Origin of the sequence: Kaistella sp. 97-N-M2 (assembly GCF_021513235.1) — a bacterium.
Lineage (GTDB): Bacteria > Bacteroidota > Bacteroidia > Flavobacteriales > Weeksellaceae > Kaistella.
Genome location: NZ_CP090976.1, coordinates 857371 through 876319 on the forward strand (window position 1 = coordinate 857371; position 18949 = coordinate 876319).

The window sequence follows — 18949 nt, forward strand, 5'->3', positions numbered from 1 at the left end:
GACAGGTCTGCAGCAATGCATTACTTCTGAAAAAGAAGTCTGAAAAAAACTAAAAACTACCCACCTCAAAATTCGACAAGATGCCACTTCCCGATTCCGCACTCGACCTTATGCAGGATTTGGATTTAAGGGCAGCGGAACAAGACCAACCCCAACATTTGGATGACCTGATTTCCGCTCTGCACAAATCCAGTATTTCCCGCACCCCAATTTCTACCGTTGCCGCCTCCAAAATTCCGACCGCAAAACAAGGTCTTGATGCCTTGTTCAAAAAGCGAAAAATCACGCTCCCAGAGCGGACAGAAACGCTTCCGGAATTTGAAGTCGAAAAGACTCCAGACCTTTTTCTTCAAACAGGTTTGAACCGTGACTTAAATATCAATCAGATGTTTACGGTTCCAAGTAAAAGACTCGGGCCTTTCCGCACAATCGACGGTACCGATATCTATTACAATTTTTATACGTACATCAACGATTTTAAAATTTTCTTCGGTACAGAAACCAGAGCTGCCTTCATAATTCCTATTAAGCTTACGCGCATTTTAGTGATCAATACGAAGGTCAAAACATTGACAATGATCAAAGGTAATGTCTGGATTCGTGCAGATTTGCTCGACCCTCTTGCGCCCAACGACACTTACGTGGGTCTCCGCATTTTATCGGGAAGTTTCGATCTGGGTGGTTCCTATCAGCCCGCTTCCAATTCTGTTCATATTCTGCCGAATTCTTTTTTAACCATCGATCTTAATCTTGATAATTCCTTTGTGGCCGACTCCAGTACCGATATTGGCAAGGACGGAAAGAATTCGGAATTTAAACCAACGGACCATCTCAAACTTAAAAGTGGTCCCGGGCGATTGCTGGCGGGTGAAATGAACAGTTTTTCCGCTACAACATTAGGTTCATCATACAGTTTTACTTGTACAGATTCCACATTCAGTTGGGATGCAGCTAAAAAATATATGTGCCTTAGCTTAACCATCGCCCGAAATGATTTTACCGTCGTAAAGTGTGAATCTGATCTTTATGAAGTCAGTGGCAACGCGAAAATTCTGCGGTCGTTATGGATGCTCCAAAGCCGTGTGCTTCAGTTGAATCAGTCTGTTGAAGTTAAATTTAATGGTGTGCTGGGCCTGGATTTGGATAAAGGCTTGGAGGCGACTTGGGACGGACTGCGCAATCAGGACACGTTAATTCGTGTAAATGCGGCAAGAGTGATGATTTTCAATGGGTTGTTCTCGATTTATGCCGAAAGCGCAGACTATGCGTTTTTGAGGGATTACCTCACCCTATGGCAAAAGTCCGAAGAAAATACTGCTCGCATGGAACTTGAAGTCCGCTTCATGAATTATGGATTGATGCAGCTGATCTCGCAAAGTGATCTCGCGGACGGGGTGAACTCGTACACCGATACAGAATTTCGGATCGATAAACCGCTGCGTGCAGAAAATCTGCCCGTGCATCCGAAATCCAAAAAGAGTTTGTATGCAAAACTTCTGACGAAAGAAGGTAGAAGCATTTTGATTATCGACAACGACATGCTTACCGAAGATCTGCAACAGACCAATATATTCAACAATCAGCTAAATGCTGTTTACAAAAAATATCAGTTCGCCTTGCAAAACGCATATTTCACCACAACCAAAGAAAGCGGTCTTTATCTGAACGGAAAATATAATGAAGCGAATCAGGTTTATGAAGGTTCTTTGCTGCTGAACTTTTACATTTTAAATCTTCTCCCCACGCTGCCACATCCCTACACATCGAACCGGTTGCCAAAAATTAAACCGCGGGAAATCATCAACGGCACCCTAAAATCGCTCACGAAATGGCAGACTACGGAGGATGTTGCTTTGGCGGAAGTTACTTTTGTAATGGACCACAATCTTGAAAATGAAAATTATCAAAACCCAAGTGCAGTCGGAGCCTATGCTTACAATCAGCAGAATCCTTTGATGATCAACAGTTTCATGCTGTTTGATGTGAGCACCGAATCTGACCATTGGGGAATTGCACTTGCATTTGATAACCGACAGGAAATGCAAAAACTTTATAGCGATGAAGTATCGGTTACCGGCGAGAATGCGGTAACCATTAACCGAAATTATCTGCAGGCACCAATGGGCTTTCTGCGCGGTCTTACGTTGCCGCAGGTTAGTTGGGAGCCGGTTTACAATCGTACGCCACGGCAGAAAGGCATCAATCAGGGAGATCCGGATATTCCGGGGCCGGATCTTGGCATACTTTATCAAACGCCCAACGTGATCCCAACTATTTTCAGCCAAAGCAGCAAGGATCTTGTCCGCATTCATCCGCGTGATTACATGAAACAGTTCAGTGTTAATTTGAAAAACGGAGAGGGAAACAATCTCGTGGGCAGGGTTCTCTTTACGCTGCCTAACGGTAAATATTCTATTGCCACCTTATATCCTTACAAAAATGAGGTGATGTACAATTCGGACCATCTTAATTTCATCAGACCGGGTTTTAAATATAATAATGTAGAGTACCGTGGCGGCCTGCAGTTCAGAATAGCAGCAAAAAAATCACCACTTGCAGATGTACCACCCGAAATATATGGGATGACAACACAGATGAATACCTTGCAGAACCAGCTGGGCATCAGCATTCTGGGCAAAACGGTTACAGATATATTTAATAACGTTTTCACTCCTCAAAAGAAGTTTGGCGTACCACTTACGCACATCGATTTTTCCGGCTATGGCGCAAGTACATTTAGCAACTGGATAAATCCGGCAGTAAAATTTGCGTCGATCTCCCAAGCTAAATTTGATATACTGAAAGGGCGAACAGCCCACGAGATCGTACAGGCGGTGAGCGTCATTTACCCCTGGGGAATTTGCGTGACGCGTACAGTGACTTTCCTGCGGAACAACAATGCTGTAATTTTCCGGGAAGACAGTGGCTGGGTCGCGCAGAGCGATGGCCTTTTTGACTTTAGTTTCGCCTGGCCCGGCGTCGCGCAGCCCTTCAAAAATCCCTACAATATTTATCCCGGTATGGTGCAGGGTTTATTAAAGGTCAACAATATTCGCGAAGATTATACCGATGTTGTAAGCGGTACATATACAACAAATGATGGTGATTATTATTTAGATGAAAAAACACAAACCGTCAGCGAATATGCCGCCGGTAAGGTAGTTGCCTTCGAATTTGTAGCGGTTTATTTCAACTGTGATGTAGATCTGGACTGCACCGATGAAAATATTACCGGGAAAGAATTTAAAGGTTATTTGCAGATAAAACCGCAGGGCGTTCCCGTACCATCAGGCGTTTTAAAAGATATCATTAAAAAAAGCCAGAATCCCGTCAGCGGACGGATTGAGGCACTGGTTCCAGTGGAAAAAACGCTGCAGAAATTTAAAACCAATGCCGTCGAAATGTCCGCCTCGTATCAGGGAGACAATAAAAGCTCCACCATTTTCGTGGCTTCGGTTAAAGGTTCGCCAATCCTTCCGCCCGACGGAAGCTGGAGTGTGGTCGAAGTAGAAAAAAATTCGGGCAGCGTACAAAATCTGAAAACAGGTACCTCTGTAGGTTTGGTTAAAGATGGTTTGCGGCCGAAAGAAAATGGTAATCCCTTCAATCTGGGAACTACCAAAACTCTGCTCGCCTATGCCGATGCCTTAAAAAACACCACCGCGACTTTTGATAAAACCTATGGTTTTTTGCAAAATACCGATACGCAGAAGTTACTTTTAAAAACAATTGAGTTTAACAAAACCGACGCGGAAAAATACCTCTCCGACCCAGCGCTGCTGGCAGACTGTTTCCGGCTAATGAATTCGAAGGGTCCATTCCCTAATCTCAACGATGCAATTCAGATCGATGATGTAGCAAAAACTGCCATGAATCTGCTTCCGGAAGGCGTAAAGAAAGTCTTTAACTATAAAGTTCCGGACAATTTTACATTTAATATCGTAGGAAAAGAGGGCGAATCTTTCCGTATTTATCTAAAATATGTCGCGATTGACTCTGAAGGAAACAATACCAACAATTCAGTTATCGACTACGTTACGGATACGGGTTCGCTGGAAAAATGGGCAAACCAAATGCATAATATTACGGTTGCTGTTGACTTGGCGGGTTTCAAGCCGCTCATGTACATTTCCGGAAACTTTAGCAATGATAAGAAAAAAGATGCGGGCATCGATATGGGCACCGGTCCACAACTGAAACTCGACAAAACCCTGCAGACCATTTATGACATTTTGGTGTTTTTGAACAGTCTGGATCCTACACAACCTGCGGAAGCCATCAAGAAAGGTTTGAAAGTCGCCATGAGCAATTCTGCCGACAGCTGGGAATATAAATTTAAAGCAGATCAGGAAATCCCGCTCGTGAAGTTTCCTTTTGATCCGATTAATTACAACTCGCCTACAACACCATTGAAGTTGGATGCGTATTTCAAATTGGGCGTGTACTTCAATCAGCCAATAAAAATTCCCAACACGATCGATCAGCTGAAACCTTCTGTTGGTGCATATCTGGAACTGGGCGCAGACATCCGTGTGATGTGCGTAAGTTTGGCGGCCGCAACCGTTTATGCCATGGGCCGCGCAGAAGTTGGCGTGGCAGCGGATCTTTCAACGCCACCTACGCTTTACTTTAAATTCGGTTTCGGCATCGAGCTCGCTGTTGGTTTGCCTGTTGTCGGTTCCGTGGCAGTTACTTATATGGTGGGAATTGATATGAAGATAAATACCACCGAACTCATCGTAGGTGCCTTTATTTATTTCCGCGGACGGGTAGAAATTTTTGGAGGCATCGTTACAGTTACCATTTCCATAGAAGCTGCCGGACAGGTCCAGAAAAAAATCGGCAACGGACCAACGAACTGCATTGCCAGATGTACGTTTGCCCTTGACATTTCAATCGCGTTCGTCATTAACATCAACTTCACGGAAACCTGGGAAGAAACAAGACAAATCAGTTAAAATTCAACTTTCAAAATTTAAATACCATGGAACCCTTATATAGTCTCCTGACCTTTCCACAGAATTATGAAGCGGGAAAACTTAATTTTAACATTGTACTGTTACCTAGAAACATTAATCTGCGGAAACCGAGCGGTGCGAATATTCCGTCTTTTCTGGATGCAGATTTTCAGTTTGAAACTAACATTATCGACGGACTGGATGGTTTGCCTGTTTTTCCAGCAATAACCGATACCTTTTCCCCGGAAATTCCCTTTGTACCAAATAATAAAAAGGCGGTTATCGAAGAGATCATTCAACAAATGGAACAGCATGACAAGCTGAAAATAAGTGACGACACTGCTTTAAATAATGATGGCGGTGCAAAAGCACCAATGGAACAGTTCGCTTTAAAAAATGTTGCCATTAAAAAATATCTTCCTCAAACGTATCGCGATTCTTTTAATTTTACCAGCGCCAGAACGAGGTTCGCCGTAACCGACGACGAGTATGAGTGCATTATTAAAAATAAAGATAAAAAATTCACCGATGCGCTTACGGACCGATCTTACATTTCGTGGGGGAAACTTATCGCTTTTATCTTGCGTAACCCTTTGTTGGCGGAAAAAGCCGGCTTAATTTATAAGGCAAGTATTCCGGTCGAGGCCGAGCTTTTGAAAAAAGGCGGTTGGCTGTTTACGAGATTTGCCGCAGGATCTGCTTTTGGTAGTGTAATGACGGCGGTTTATGCGGCACGCATTCCGGCGTTGACGGAAGACCGGATTCTTTTTGCACCGGTTCTTTTTCCCGTAAAAGACAGTGCTGATAACAACGCAACATATGATGCGGTGATGCAGGAATCCATTCTTTACAATGATGGTTTTGCTAAAATAGTGCATGCGAACCAACCTGTCAATCAGGATCTGCTGCAGGAAAAAGATACGAGTAATCCGCCGGTAAAAGATGTCGGTTTAAGGTTAGGTTGGGACGACGAGCAACTCACCATTTGGGGAAACCGCCAGCTTAGGCAAAAAGACGAAATCACCGAATTGCCGATTGACGCTCCACTCGGCGTTTTCGGATATAAAGTAGATGTGCGAAAACTGGGAGATCTGAAATGGTTCTCCCAAAATATGGTTCGTGCAAATCAGGATATCGTCATGCAAAACAGCGAGATCCTCGCGGCAGCAGATCAGTCTTTTGAGCTTCCGACCGAAGTTCACCCGTCTTCCCACGGTAACACCATGGAAGAAGGTTTTTGGCTGCCGATGTATTTCGCTGCCTGGAATGGACATGCAATGGTTATTCCGGATAAAGAAGCCGATGAAATACATTTACTTTCAAGCGACCGTGTTCCCGTGCCGGGATTGGATCCGGCAAACGCGGTGAACCTAAGTCCAAAGAAAACATTTAACCCGTATTCACAAGATGAAAACCATCACCTTCAGCTGCGGTACGGCTGGGATTATCAGTTTCGGGTGCGGCTCATGGATATTTCGGGTGGCTCGCCCAAACCGGAAAGCGAACCTTTAAACGGTGGACAAAAACCTATTGCCGATGTCCATTTCCGCAGGAACGTTAAAGCCGGACCGTTGAATATATTAAACGTCCATGAATTTTATGAAAGTCAACCTTCAGAACTAGTTAAAGACACCAGCGTTTTGGAAAATATATTGGGAGAGGGAAATATTTTACGGATTAAAAGACCGGATCTTGGCTATCCCGGAGTGGTGTACACCGGAAAATATACGGACGCCGCACAACTTCTAAAAGATAAGATCAAAGCGATCGCAACACCCGAAGATCCTGCGCAGAGGTCCCAATACAATATCGGTTTGCCGGATCCCGACGTCAACAGCTTTGAAATTATTGTTGAAGTAAAATCTCTGGAAATGGATAACGTTCTTTCCGAAAGCGGCCGTGATCCATACATCGTGTGGCAAAAAAAGAAATATAAACTGCCTGCAAATGTGCCTGCAGAAGATTATGATTTGGAAGCTACAATTAATATTGTGTACCGTGATTTTGAAAACATTGATTTTGAAAACAATTTTACTGACGACCCAAACAGCAACGATCTTGTTTTGCCCACTTCCCGGCACCTGCGATTAACTTTTGTACCACTCCTGGATTTTGCGGACGACGATTACGCTGCCGAATTTGTGGCTAAAGGAAATCCTCTGCTGTTGACTTCATTTAAAACAGCCCAAAAAGAAAACCACCTTCTATCTCCAATAAAAGGAGGATTACGTGCTTTTTATTTACAACCTGAATTAAAGCCGGATCTTTCTTCAGTTTCGAAGGGAAAACTTGAGCAAGTAAAAATTTTTCCAAGTAACACGTCGACAGAACTTCAGCGACTAGCAGCAGCCCTGGACCTGAATGCGCACGAACTTACGGTCGAGGGTAAGAAAGGAGAACGTGTACAGTTTGGCGTAAGTAATGAGCTGCGGCATTCCCTCGCACCCGAAAGCGGTTCAGTCGCAATTTCTTCAGTTAAGGAACTTTTTAACCGGTGGATTATTTCGGTAGATTTCAGCCTTCTGCGCGATTGGGCGTGGCAGGGACTGAAGAACGACAGCTTTACCGTCCGCAGAAGTGTGCAGGGATTTGAGGACACCTTAGGTGAAATTGGGAGTATTCAGTTGAAAGATGTCGCAAATATGACCATGCTTAATAACCCGGACCGCACGGAAAGTCGCATTATATTTTTCGACAGCATTGATCCAAAGAAATTTCAGAAGGAGTTCCCGCGGGAAATTAATGTGACTTATACCTTAACACCAAACTTTACAAATGAACTCACAGAAGCAGACGAGATCCAAACTGTGATTATCGATCTGCCAATTACAATAATTCCGCATCAGATTCCTAAGCTGGTTTCTGCAGGGCTGGCTTTGAGCCCGTACGGCTACGACCGCGAAAATTACCAGTTTTCCGAGGTTCGCAGCAAATATATCTGGCTGGAGTTTGACAGTCCGCCAACTGATCCGGAAGACACTTATTTCTGCAGAGTATTAGCATCTGCTCCAGATCCCTATCTCTGCCGGATGGATATGGAATTGGTTTCATCTTTAAGTGAAGATTTACCATTCAACTTGAATCCGGAAGAAATTCGAGAGATCATTCCCGGAATGAGTAATGATTTTGCGGGAATCGGCGTCATGCAGGAAATGATCCCGGAAAATGGTACGGACTCCAAAACATTTCTGCTTCCTTTGCCGAACGGTCTGCACGCAGACAGTGATGAATTGTTTGGATTTTTTACGTATGAAATTCGGGTAGGACATAAAAAAGAAGCCTGGAGTACAGCGCAGGGACGTTATGGCCGTCCGCTTAAAGTAAATGGTATTCAGCATCCGGCACCGGAGCTGATTTGTTCTGCCATAAGATCAGAAATAAAATCTCCACTGTTTGTTAAGAAATACATTGAGATTTCTGCTGCACATTCCAATGCGGTATTAAACGGTAAAAACATTACTGCCTTTCCACCAAATACGTCACTTTGGTACTGTTTATATACACAGGTAATGCAGGCGGATGGTAAATCATTCAGAAATATACTTATCGATTCGGGTCCGATGTATTACCAGCCACAACGGTCTAAAACCAATCAGGATTTGTATATTAAAGAAAGTGGAAATAAATATGGTACTGCACGACTGGGTCTGGAAGAAATCGGCAAAAAATTAGAATCTTTGGGTTTACCTAAAAGTAATAATTTGAGTGCCATAGCAGTGGAGATCTTCCCGATGGATAACCGTTGGCAGTTCGACTGGAAGAAACAACGGGAAATTCCCGAATCTTCTTATATTAATGCCTACCTGCAAAACAGATCTCAAGTAAATCCGCTGACGGATTTATTGGGACAACACCGGATTTACCGCAGTTCAAAACTTACGAAAATACTGGAGGTTTGTTGCGAAGATTGTTAGAGATTTGGGAACGTGAGATAAAGCTATAGTTATTTTGACCCGCATATTTTTCGATTCAGTATCTGCTTAAGGGAAGGACCGGAATCGATATTTGAGCTCCGGAATTACTGTTATCCAGGTTAATACCTCTGCTTTCCGGATACAAAAAAAGCTCATCAAAATAATTGATGAGCTTTAAAAAGACTGGCGGCGACCTACTCTCCCGCTTTCGCAGTACCATCGGCGCTAGAGGGCTTAACTTCTGTGTTCGGAATGGGAACAGGTGAGCCCCTCTGCTAAAACCACCCTAAGTTGGTTTTGTACAAAAGGTTGTACAGTATATTATTATTAAAAAAGACGAGTGTAGATAATAGACGGATAGATAATAGACTTTAAGTCTCTTATCTCTTGTCTTTAAATCTTATGTCTGATTTAAAAAATCGATAAAAACGTTCACAAAGAGAAGACCGTGTTGCACTTTCGGAGTGCCTATATTAAGCTATAAATCTACGGGTAATTAGTACTACTCGGCTATGACATTACTGCCTTTACACCTATAGCCTATCAACGTTGTCATCTCCAACGACCCTTAAAAGATGTCTCATCTTGAGGCAGGTTTCGCACTTATATGCTTTCAGTGCTTATCCTTTCCAAACGTAGCTACTCTGCGATGCACTTGGCAATACAACAGATACACCAGAGGTTTGTTCAAATCGGTCCTCTCGTACTAGATTCAAGCCCTCTCAAACATCTAACGCCCGCAATAGATAGAGACCGAACTGTCTCACGACGTTCTGAACCCAGCTCGCGTGCCACTTTAATGGGCGAACAGCCCAACCCTTGGGACCTTCTCCAGCCCCAGGATGTGACGAGCCGACATCGAGGTGCCGAACCTCCCCGTCGATATGAGCTCTTGGGGGAGACTAGCCTGTTATCCCCGGAGTACCTTTTATCCTATGAGCGATGGCCCTTCCATACGGAACCACCGGATCACTATGTCCTGCTTTCGCACCTGATCGACTTGTAGGTCTCACAGTCAAGCACCCTTATGCCATTACACTCTACGCACGGTTACCAAGCGTGCTGAGGGTACCTTTGAAAGCCTCCGTTACTCTTTTGGAGGCGACCACCCCAGTCAAACTACCCACCACGCAATGTCCTTCTGTTAAGAAGTTAGGCTCCAAATAAACAAAGGGTGGTATTTCAACGTTGACTCCACCGACACTAGCGTGCCAGCTTCAAAGTCTCCCACCTATCCTACACATTGTTTATTCAAAGTCAATACGAAGTTATAGTAAAGGTTCACAGGGTCTTTTCGTCCCATTGCGGGTACTCGGCATCTTCACCGAGACTACAATTTCACAGAGCTCATGGTTGAGACAGTGCCCAGATCGTTACACCATTCGTGCAGGTCGGAACTTACCCGACAAGGAATTTCGCTACCTTAGGACCGTTATAGTTACGGCCGCCGTTTACTGGGGCTTCAGTTAATTGCTTCGCCTTGCGGCTAACAACCTTCCTTAACCTTCCAGCACCGGGCAGGTGTCAGACCCTATACAGCATCTTTCGATTTAGCAGAGTCCTGTGTTTTTGATAAACAGTCGCCTGGGCCTCTTCACTGCGGCCAGCATTGCTGCTGGCGTCTCTTCTTCCGAAGTTACGAGACTATTTTGCCTAGTTCCTTAACCATGATTCACTCTAGCACCTTAGGATTCTCTCCTCGACTACCTGTGTCGGTTTTGGTACGGGTTGCTTCACTTCGGCTTTTCTTGGAACCGCTTTCCCTACAACAACTTCGCCCGAAGGCTAGGTCTTGACTATTCCGTCAGTCTCCAGTAAGTACGGCAGTCCGTCCCCTTTTTAGTGTGAGCAAGTTAGGGAATATTAACCCTATGTCCATCCACTTCCCCTTTCGGGTTCGCGTTAGGTCCCGACTAACCCTCAGCTGATTAGCATGGCTGAGGAAACCTTAGTCTTTCGGTGAGCGGGTTTCTCGCCCGCTTTATCGTTACTTATGCCTACATTTTCTTTTCTGTACGCTCCACCAGAACTCACGTTCCAGCTTCTGTGCAAACAGAATGCTCCCCTACCAGATATAACTCTAAAGTTATAAATCCATAGCTTCGGTACTATACTTATGCCCGATTATTATCCATGCCGAACCGCTCGACTAGTGAGCTGTTACGCACTCTTTAAATGAATGGCTGCTTCCAAGCCAACATCCTAGCTGTCAATGCAGTTCAACCGCGTTATTTCAACTTAGTATAGATTTGGGGACCTTAGCTGTTGGTCCGGGTTCTTTCCCTCTCGGACATGGACCTTAGCACCCATGCCCTCACTGCTGCAGAACATTTATTAGCATTCGGAGTTTGTCAGGAATTGGTAGGTGATGAAACCCCCGCATCCAATCAGTAGCTCTACCTCTAATAAACTATATTGCAACGCTGCACCTAAATGCATTTCGGGGAGTACGAGCTATCTCCCAGTTTGATTGGCCTTTCACCCCTACCCACAAGTCATCCGAAGACTTTTCAACGTCAACCGGTTCGGTCCTCCACTTTGTGTTACCAAAGCTTCAACCTGCCCATGGGTAGATCACAAGGTTTCGCGTCTAATCCTACTAACTAAGCGCCCTATTCAGACTCGCTTTCGCTCCGCCTCCGTACCTGAAGTACTTAAGCTCGCTAGTAAAATTAACTCGTAGGCTCATTATGCAAAAGGCACGCCGTCACCCAACTTGTGGGCTCCGACCGCTTGTAGGCGTACGGTTTCAGGTTCTCTTTCACCCTTCTATTCGAAGTGCTTTTCACCTTTCCTTCACAGTACTTGTTCACTATCGGTCTTTCAGGAGTATTTAGCCTTGGAGGATGGTCCCCCCATATTCAGACAGGATTTCACGTGTCCCGCCCTACTCATTTATCATCCAAATATGCCTTTCAAATACGGGGCTATCACCCGCTATGGCCGTTCTTTCCAGAACGTTCTTCTAAACATATAAAGACTTTTGGGCTAATCCGCTTTCGCTCGCCGCTACTTACGGAATCTCTTCGATTTCTTTTCCTCCGGGTACTTAGATGTTTCAGTTCTCCGGGTTTGCTCTCTAAATAAATAGAGTGACTGGTCTTCAACCAGCCGGGTTGCCCCATTCGGACATCTGCGGATCAATTCGTGTGTGCCGATCCCCGCAGCTTTTCGCAGCTTACCGCGTCCTTCTTCGCCTCTGAAAGCCTAGGCATCCGCCATACGCCCTTAACGATTTCTTTCCTAATATAAAATTAGTTCAGTATTTTTTGTCTAACATTGCTGTTAAACGATATTTTTAAAACTCGGCACCCGAAAGTGCGCGGTTTTCTCTTTGTGATGTTCTTATCGTTAATGTCAATGATCTTTTTTCTTATTAGTTCCTTAATAAACAGAAATTGTTTTTGGCTCTTTCCGTCACTTTTAAATTAAAGTCCTAATACGTGAATAATCGAGGTATCGCTCCTCTTTAATAAACATTCTTATGTTTACTTTGCCTTCTCTGGCATCATTCTTCAATCTTAAAATATAAATATCTTCTGTTCTTGCTTTATTTCTAAAGCTTTTTGCTGTATCGCTACAACTTTTCTCACTATACTGCTATAGTTTGTGGAGAATAAGGGAGTCGAACCCTTGACCTCCTGCGTGCAAGGCAGGCGCTCTAGCCAACTGAGCTAATTCCCCGCTAGTGGAGTCTTTGAGTAAGTGCGCAGTGGAGTGTTTGGGTATTTCTACTCCTTAACTCTTCTGCTTTTCTACTCTTGTACTCTAAATTAGTAGTCTCGGGCAGGCTCGAACTGCCGACCTCTACATTATCAGTGTAGCGCTCTAACCAGCTGAGCTACGAGACTCTTTTATGAGTAATGGGTGATGAGTAATAAGTAATATGTGAATATTATCTTTCCTCTCCTTCATCCTCAATCTCTATTCCCTGATTACTAATCCTAGTGGGTATATTTTTTAAATACCAACCGTCCAAATAAGAAAAAACTAAAGCTAACTTTAAGTAAAGCCAATGATACTTGCGTATCGTGTTGTTTGTTTATACTCTCCTAACGAAGAGTCTCAAAAATGAGATGTTCCAGCCGCACCTTCCGGTACGGCTACCTTGTTACGACTTAGCCCTAGTTACCTGTTTTACCCTAGGCAGCTCCTTTTACGGTCACCGACTTCAGGTACCCCAGACTTCCATGGCTTGACGGGCGGTGTGTACAAGGCCCGGGAACGTATTCACCGCGCCATGGCTGATGCGCGATTACTAGCGATTCCAGCTTCATAGAGTCGAGTTGCAGACTCCAATCCGAACTGAGACCGGCTTTCGAGATTCGCATCACATCGCTGTGTAGCTGCCCTCTGTACCGGCCATTGTATTACGTGTGTGGCCCAAGACGTAAGGGCCGTGATGATTTGACGTCATCCCCACCTTCCTCACTACTTGCGTAGGCAGTCTCACTAGAGTCCTCAACTTAATGTTAGCAACTAGTGACAGGGGTTGCGCTCGTTGCAGGACTTAACCTAACACCTCACGGCACGAGCTGACGACAACCATGCAGCACCTTGAAAAATGTCCGAAGAAGGGTCTATTTCTAAACCTGTCATTTCCCATTTAAGTCTTGGTAAGGTTCCTCGCGTATCATCGAATTAAACCACATAATCCACCGCTTGTGCGGGCCCCCGTCAATTCCTTTGAGTTTCATTCTTGCGAACGTACTCCCCAGGTGGCTAACTTATCGCTTTCGCTTGGTCTCTGAATCCGAAAATCCAAAAACGAGTTAGCATCGTTTACGGCGTGGACTACCAGGGTATCTAATCCTGTTCGCTACCCACGCTTTCGTCCCTCAGCGTCAGTTAAATTTTGGTAACCTGCCTTCGCAATTGGTGTTCTAAGTAATATCTATGCATTTCACCGCTACACTACTTATTCCAGCTACCTCAAATTTACTCAAGACCAACAGTATCAATGGCAGTTTCATAGTTAAGCTATGAGATTTCACCACTGACTTATCAGTCCGCCTGCGGACCCTTTAAACCCAATAAATCCGGATAACGCTTGCACCCTCCGTATTACCGCGGCTGCTGGCACGGAGTTAGCCGGTGCTTATTCGTACAGTACCTTCAGCTATTTACACGTAAATAGGTTTATTCCTGTACAAAAGAAGTTTACAATCCGTAGGACCTTAATCCTTCACGCGGGATGGCTGGATCAGGCTCTCACCCATTGTCCAATATTCCTCACTGCTGCCTCCCGTAGGAGTCTGGTCCGTGTCTCAGTACCAGTGTGGGGGATCTCCCTCTCAGGACCCCTAAAGATCACAGACTTGGTGAGCCGTTACCTCACCAACTATCTAATCTTGCGCGTGCCCATCTCTATCCACCGGAGTTTTCAATATCTAATGATGCCATCAAATATATTATGGAGTATTAATCTTCCTTTCGAAAGGCTATTCCCCTGATAAAGGTAGGTTGCACACGTGTTACGCACCCGTACGCCGCTCTCTCTGTTCCGAAGAACAAATACCGCTCGGCTTGCATGTGTTAGGCCTCCCGCTAGCGTTCATCCTGAGCCAGGATCAAACTCTCCATTGTATGTTTGTCTGACTCACTCAAAGTTATTAACGCTTTAGTTTTTTCTTACTTTTTGGTTGTTATTTGTATGTCAATGATCTCTGTGCTTCTCGCTTTATATCCGGAATCTCTTCTGTCGTTTGTTCCGAATTGCGAGTGCAAAAGTAGGTATTAATTTTATTATGACCAAATGTTTTTGAAAGAAATTTGAAACTTTTTCTTGTAAGCCTCAATCCCAATCCCTAATAACACCCAATCCAAATCCTCTCCTGCGCTCCCCTCCTCTCTCGATTTGGGATTGCAAAGATAAGAACTTATTCCTAATTAGCAAGCTTTATAAACAAAAAAATAAAAATATATTTTCCATCTTTCCCATCTATGCAATTCTTACCTCTACTTCGCTACCTATTAAGGTTCGGCAAAGATAAGACGACATGACCAATACCACAAGCCTTTTCTGAAGTTTTCTCAATATAAAACTGCATGCAACGCTTAAGAAACTCTTTGACAGGATAATAGGTTGAAAAAAAATTAGTTTGTATTTGTAAAACATGCTAAAAAGGAACCTTCAAAGACGGATAAGATGAGTAAAACAGCAGGTTTTATAACTGGATGAGTTTAACTTTAAGCCGTAAAAAGAAAAAGTATCAAAGTTTACTTTGTCGCAGACCGATATAGAAACGAAGTAAGCAACATTTAAGCATTTTACCAAAATCAATATCTTTATACAAAAAAAATCTCACCTTAAGGTGAGATTTATATAATATACGTTTAAATTACTTATTTAATTCCTCCTGAAGTTTAGTTGCATTCGGAGACGTAGGATCAAACATTACTGAGCGAGAAACATATTCCTTGGCTTTTGCAGGGTCAGTATCTTTTACAAAATTTGCAATGCTGAAATAAGCATAAGCTAAAGCCTTCTTATTGGTTTCAACCTCTGCCGGATTAACTACCGTCACATATTTCTCGAAAGCGATATTTGCCAAATCATAGTTTTTCAACTGTTGATAGGCAATTCCCTGACTATAATAAGATGGCGCCCAATCTGGCAACAAACCGCTCATCTTTTTCCAGGTTTGAACTTCTCCTTCGTAATTCTTAGCTTGTTGGTAAGCATTGGCTAATTCAAATAAAGCATTTGTATCCTGTGGATTTGCAGCTACTTTAACTTTTGCAGCTTCGATTTCTGGGGTCGTACCTGCCTCGTCAACTTTCGCCTGGGTAATTCCGCCACCGCCTTTGATCTTTATAAGTTCTTCATCCCAATTCAACGTCTCATCTTTGGCTGCTTTTGCAATGGCTATTTTTTGCTGTGCATCTGTCATAAGTGCCGCTTTTTTAGCAGGATCAGTTTCCTTTTGCGCAAGACCGGCAGCTATTACACCAAGCAATCCTTGATCAGCGGGTTGAACACGGGATTTTTCCGCCTGTGAAATAAATTTATCCATGTTCATCTTGGCATTATCATAATCCTGATCTGCGTATAATAGATATGCACGTAACTTGTATTTAATTGGATCGTTCACCTTATCGAAAACTTTATCCAAATACATTTTTGAATTTGCATAATCTTCATTCGTGAAAAACAGTTTGGAGATTTCCAATTGTGTATCCGGATCTTCATCAGCATATTTCGCATAGTTAACCAAATCCTGCGTTGCTAAAGCATTTTGTTGATATTTAATATCATAACCTGCTTTCGCTTTATATGCCGGAGCGTATGTTGCATCGGAAGCAATCGCTCTATCGATACTTTCTTTTGCTTTTTGCCATTGCTGAGCCTGCATCCAAAGGGTTCCAATTCGGGTGTAAACTGAAGCTTTATTTTTTGCGACTGGAAGAGCCTTATCGTAAGCCGTCATGGCTGACCCTGCAACCTGTGGACTATTTGTCAGTTTTAATCTGTAAGCATCTCCTAAAGTATAATAATAATAAGCCGGCGTACCACCACGCTGGGATTTTTCTACAGCTCTGTTTAAGTAATCAATAGCAAGATCCGCATTAGCAGCACCACCAAATAATGTTAAGGCTTCTGCAGCTCTGTACAATACTTCCGCATCTTTATCTCTTGAATCTTTAACGATGCTCTGAAGTTCTGCAACTGCCGACTTGTCTCCTTTTCCTAGTTTAACAGATGCTAAACCAATTTTATTTAAATAACTTTTTTTATCGTCAGCTAAACCTTTATTAAAATTCTCCTGAGCCAAATCGAAATTCGGTTCAAATTGTGTAAGATAAGCGTTTCCTAAATAGAAATAGTTTTCTGCAGACGGCGATTTCGCGATCATACTTTGAAACACTTCTTTTGCTTTAGCATATTTGTGACTATCTGCACTGGCGACACCATCCTGCAATGTCTGCGCAAATGCCATATTCGAAAAAAATCCTACTGCAACACCTAAAGCAACTTTTTTTGATAAATTCATTATATCTTTCATTTTAATTGATTATTATTTTTAAATATTTTACTTTGGCTAGCACCCAATTTTTATACCAAAAAACTACCCTTCTTTAATTCAGCGCCTTTTTTAATATAAATTTAACGCATTTGAACTTCTCTTTTAAATATATTGTAAGGCTGTAGACCTTCTTTTTCAACCACGATCTGGCCCAATTGCTGACAGGAAAACCGTATAAATCCGTTACCGAGACCGTAATAGGCTTCGTTCGTAAGAAAATAAAGAACCCTTGTAAACGGATACGTCATTTCCCGCACGTTATTTATATTCGGAGCATACGAGGTAGTTCCGGAAACTACGGGAAGTACTTTTATTGAATTTCGAATCTCTTCCGATTCTTTATCATAAGGTCTGCTCATCGTATTTAAACTGATCGCGCCAATCTTATCGGGATATTTATTAATTTCCTGAACAATATTTTTATTTCCGCTGATGATTGAGAATTTGAGTTTGGCGGGACTTGTCTTCAGTTTTTGGGCGACGAAATTTAAATTACTGGAATTTGTACCATCGAAAATTATTTTCTTTTCGTCGGATTGTAATTCCTTCTGAATTTCCTCAATTGTAATCGACTCCCGCGGGGAATTCTTCGGCACAATGAAAACCACCGCATCTGCCGCAAATTTCGCCGGCTGCAAATCGAGATCGATTTTAGATTTAAAAGCTTCCTTTTCTTTGGTGCTCAATTCGCGTGACATCACAATTACGCGAACTTTATTTTCCAACAGATCCAAAAAGGCCAAATCTTCCTTTACAATCAACAGGTTGATTTTAGTTTTGGGGTTAAGGGCCATGTACCTTTGGGTAAGCGCTTCGGAAACGCTGCGGAAAGATTCGTCTGCAGCTAAGGTAATGGTGCCCTGTTGAGGATCATCGATCACCTTATCTGTTTTCTTACATGAAAAGATTACTGTAAAAAAACACAGGATTGCTAACTTTATTTTATTGTTCATCTCTTTTTTGTCTAATTCTGTATATCGCCCTTCCGATTCTGAAAATCCCATATAGAATTAATAAGCCACCCAAAGGGTAAGCGATGTTAGGTTCCAAAAAGATTACGAAAAATTTATATATGATTACAGCAATGCCCAGAACGATATAGAAAATTCCTGTAATTAAGGATAGCCAGTTAAACATCATAAAGCAAAAATACAAAAAATTAAAAAAAGAGAAGCATTTGCTTCTCTTTTGTAGAAATATATCAATGAGTTCAGTTTATTCAAACTGCATTGTAAGCGGCATTCTGAATCGGTAACGAACTGCTTGCCCATTAATTTTTGCAGGTGCCCATTTATTCTTAATTGATTTCACGGTTCTTACCGCTTCTGCATTAAAGTCTCTGTTAGAACCATTCGCTTTCACGTCGGTAATACTTCCGTCTCTTTCAACAACAAATATTACTTCGGTTTTAACGGTACCGGCGTCGCTATCCATTACAGACGTATCGAAGTTACCGTTTACTTTACTTCTAAAAGCGTTAATTCCGCCCGGAAATTCTGCCAACTGCTCAACTTCTGTATAAACCTGAGTTTCAGAAACCTGAGGTTTAACTTCAACTGTTGTAGATTTACTCGGTCCAGGAGGTGGTGGAGGGGGAGAATAACTAGGAGTTTTTACTCCTTCTACCGCTACAACACCTGTGGTTGTTTCTAACTGTTTAGAAATTGGCGGCGGTGGAGTTTCCACTTTCGGCGCTTTCACTGGTTCTGGAACTACGTTTTGAATCACTTCCTGTACCTCTTCTTTCGGTGGAGGTGGTGGAGGTGGTTCTTCTTCCACCGGCTCCTCAATAATTACTTCATCTGGTAAAATTTCGATCAAATTAGCATTAACTTCTGTGGTATCTTTCGCATTCATCTCCTTTATCTTCATGATGATAAAAGGTGTAATTGCAAAAACCATGAATAATACGGTACCTAAAAGAAATGACTTAGTAAGAATCGAACGATATCCGGATCTTAAATCAAATGCTCCGTAAGCTTTGTTTCTATTTTCAAATACAATCTCGTCCAAAGTAGGATTTGATTTGTAAGTGTTATCATCTGCCATT

Annotated in this window: 5 protein-coding genes, 2 tRNA genes and 3 rRNA genes; 2 read left to right on the plus strand and 8 right to left on the minus strand. The window is 42.9% G+C overall.

Annotated elements, in window-relative coordinates:
* Positions 1-80: 80 nt before the first annotated feature.
* Positions 81-4958 carry a hypothetical protein gene (locus L0B70_RS04195; RefSeq protein ID WP_235143047.1) on the plus strand — a complete coding sequence of 1626 codons (4878 nt, stop codon included), beginning with the start codon at positions 81-83 and terminating at the stop codon, positions 4956-4958.
* 26 nt (positions 4959-4984) lie between these two features.
* The gene (locus L0B70_RS04200; RefSeq protein ID WP_235143048.1) at positions 4985-8872 is read left to right on the plus strand and encodes a hypothetical protein; all 3888 of its coding nucleotides are present in this window, start codon (positions 4985-4987) and stop codon (positions 8870-8872) included.
* Positions 8873-9053: 181 nt separating this feature from the next.
* On the opposite strand, the gene rrf is transcribed toward L0B70_RS04200, so the two are convergent.
* From rrf to L0B70_RS04240, 8 genes are all read right to left on the minus strand, one after another.
* Positions 9054-9161 (minus strand): 5S ribosomal RNA (rrf, locus tag L0B70_RS04205).
* 187 nt (positions 9162-9348) lie between these two features.
* Positions 9349-12114: ribosomal RNA gene (locus L0B70_RS04210) — 23S ribosomal RNA — on the minus strand.
* Between the two features lie 368 nt (positions 12115-12482).
* Positions 12483-12556: transfer RNA gene (locus tag L0B70_RS04215), tRNA-Ala, on the minus strand.
* 93 nt (positions 12557-12649) lie between these two features.
* Positions 12650-12723, minus strand: a tRNA-Ile gene (locus tag L0B70_RS04220).
* Between the two features lie 218 nt (positions 12724-12941).
* Positions 12942-14458, minus strand: a 16S ribosomal RNA gene (locus tag L0B70_RS04225).
* The 16S, 23S and 5S rRNA genes sit together here with 2 tRNA genes alongside, the layout of an rRNA operon.
* 755 nt (positions 14459-15213) lie before the next feature.
* A complete protein-coding gene (locus tag L0B70_RS04230; RefSeq protein ID WP_235143049.1) occupies positions 15214-16878 on the minus strand; it encodes a hypothetical protein in 1665 nt (554 codons plus the stop codon).
* A 101-nt stretch (positions 16879-16979) separates the two neighbouring features.
* On the minus strand, positions 16980-17852 hold the full coding sequence (locus L0B70_RS04235; RefSeq protein WP_235143050.1) for a PstS family phosphate ABC transporter substrate-binding protein: 873 nt from the start codon (positions 17850-17852) through the stop codon (positions 16980-16982).
* Between the two features lie 262 nt (positions 17853-18114).
* The gene (locus L0B70_RS04240; RefSeq protein ID WP_235143051.1) at positions 18115-18948 is read right to left on the minus strand and encodes an energy transducer TonB; all 834 of its coding nucleotides are present in this window, start codon (positions 18946-18948) and stop codon (positions 18115-18117) included.
* Position 18949 lies beyond the last annotated feature (1 nt).

Bases quoted from the DNA above. Each gene is read 5' to 3' on its own strand.
- L0B70_RS04195 (WP_235143047.1), top strand. From the start codon at position 81: ATGCCACTTCCCGATTCCGCACTCGACCTTATGCAGGATTTGGATTTA.
- L0B70_RS04200 (WP_235143048.1), top strand. From the start codon at position 4,985: ATGGAACCCTTATATAGTCTCCTGACCTTTCCACAGAATTATGAAGCG.
- L0B70_RS04235 (WP_235143050.1), bottom strand. From the start codon at position 17,852: ATGAACAATAAAATAAAGTTAGCAATCCTGTGTTTTTTTACAGTAATC.
- L0B70_RS04230 (WP_235143049.1), bottom strand. From the start codon at position 16,878: ATGAAAGATATAATGAATTTATCAAAAAAAGTTGCTTTAGGTGTTGCA.
- L0B70_RS04240 (WP_235143051.1), bottom strand. From the start codon at position 18,948: ATGGCAGATGATAACACTTACAAATCAAATCCTACTTTGGACGAGATT.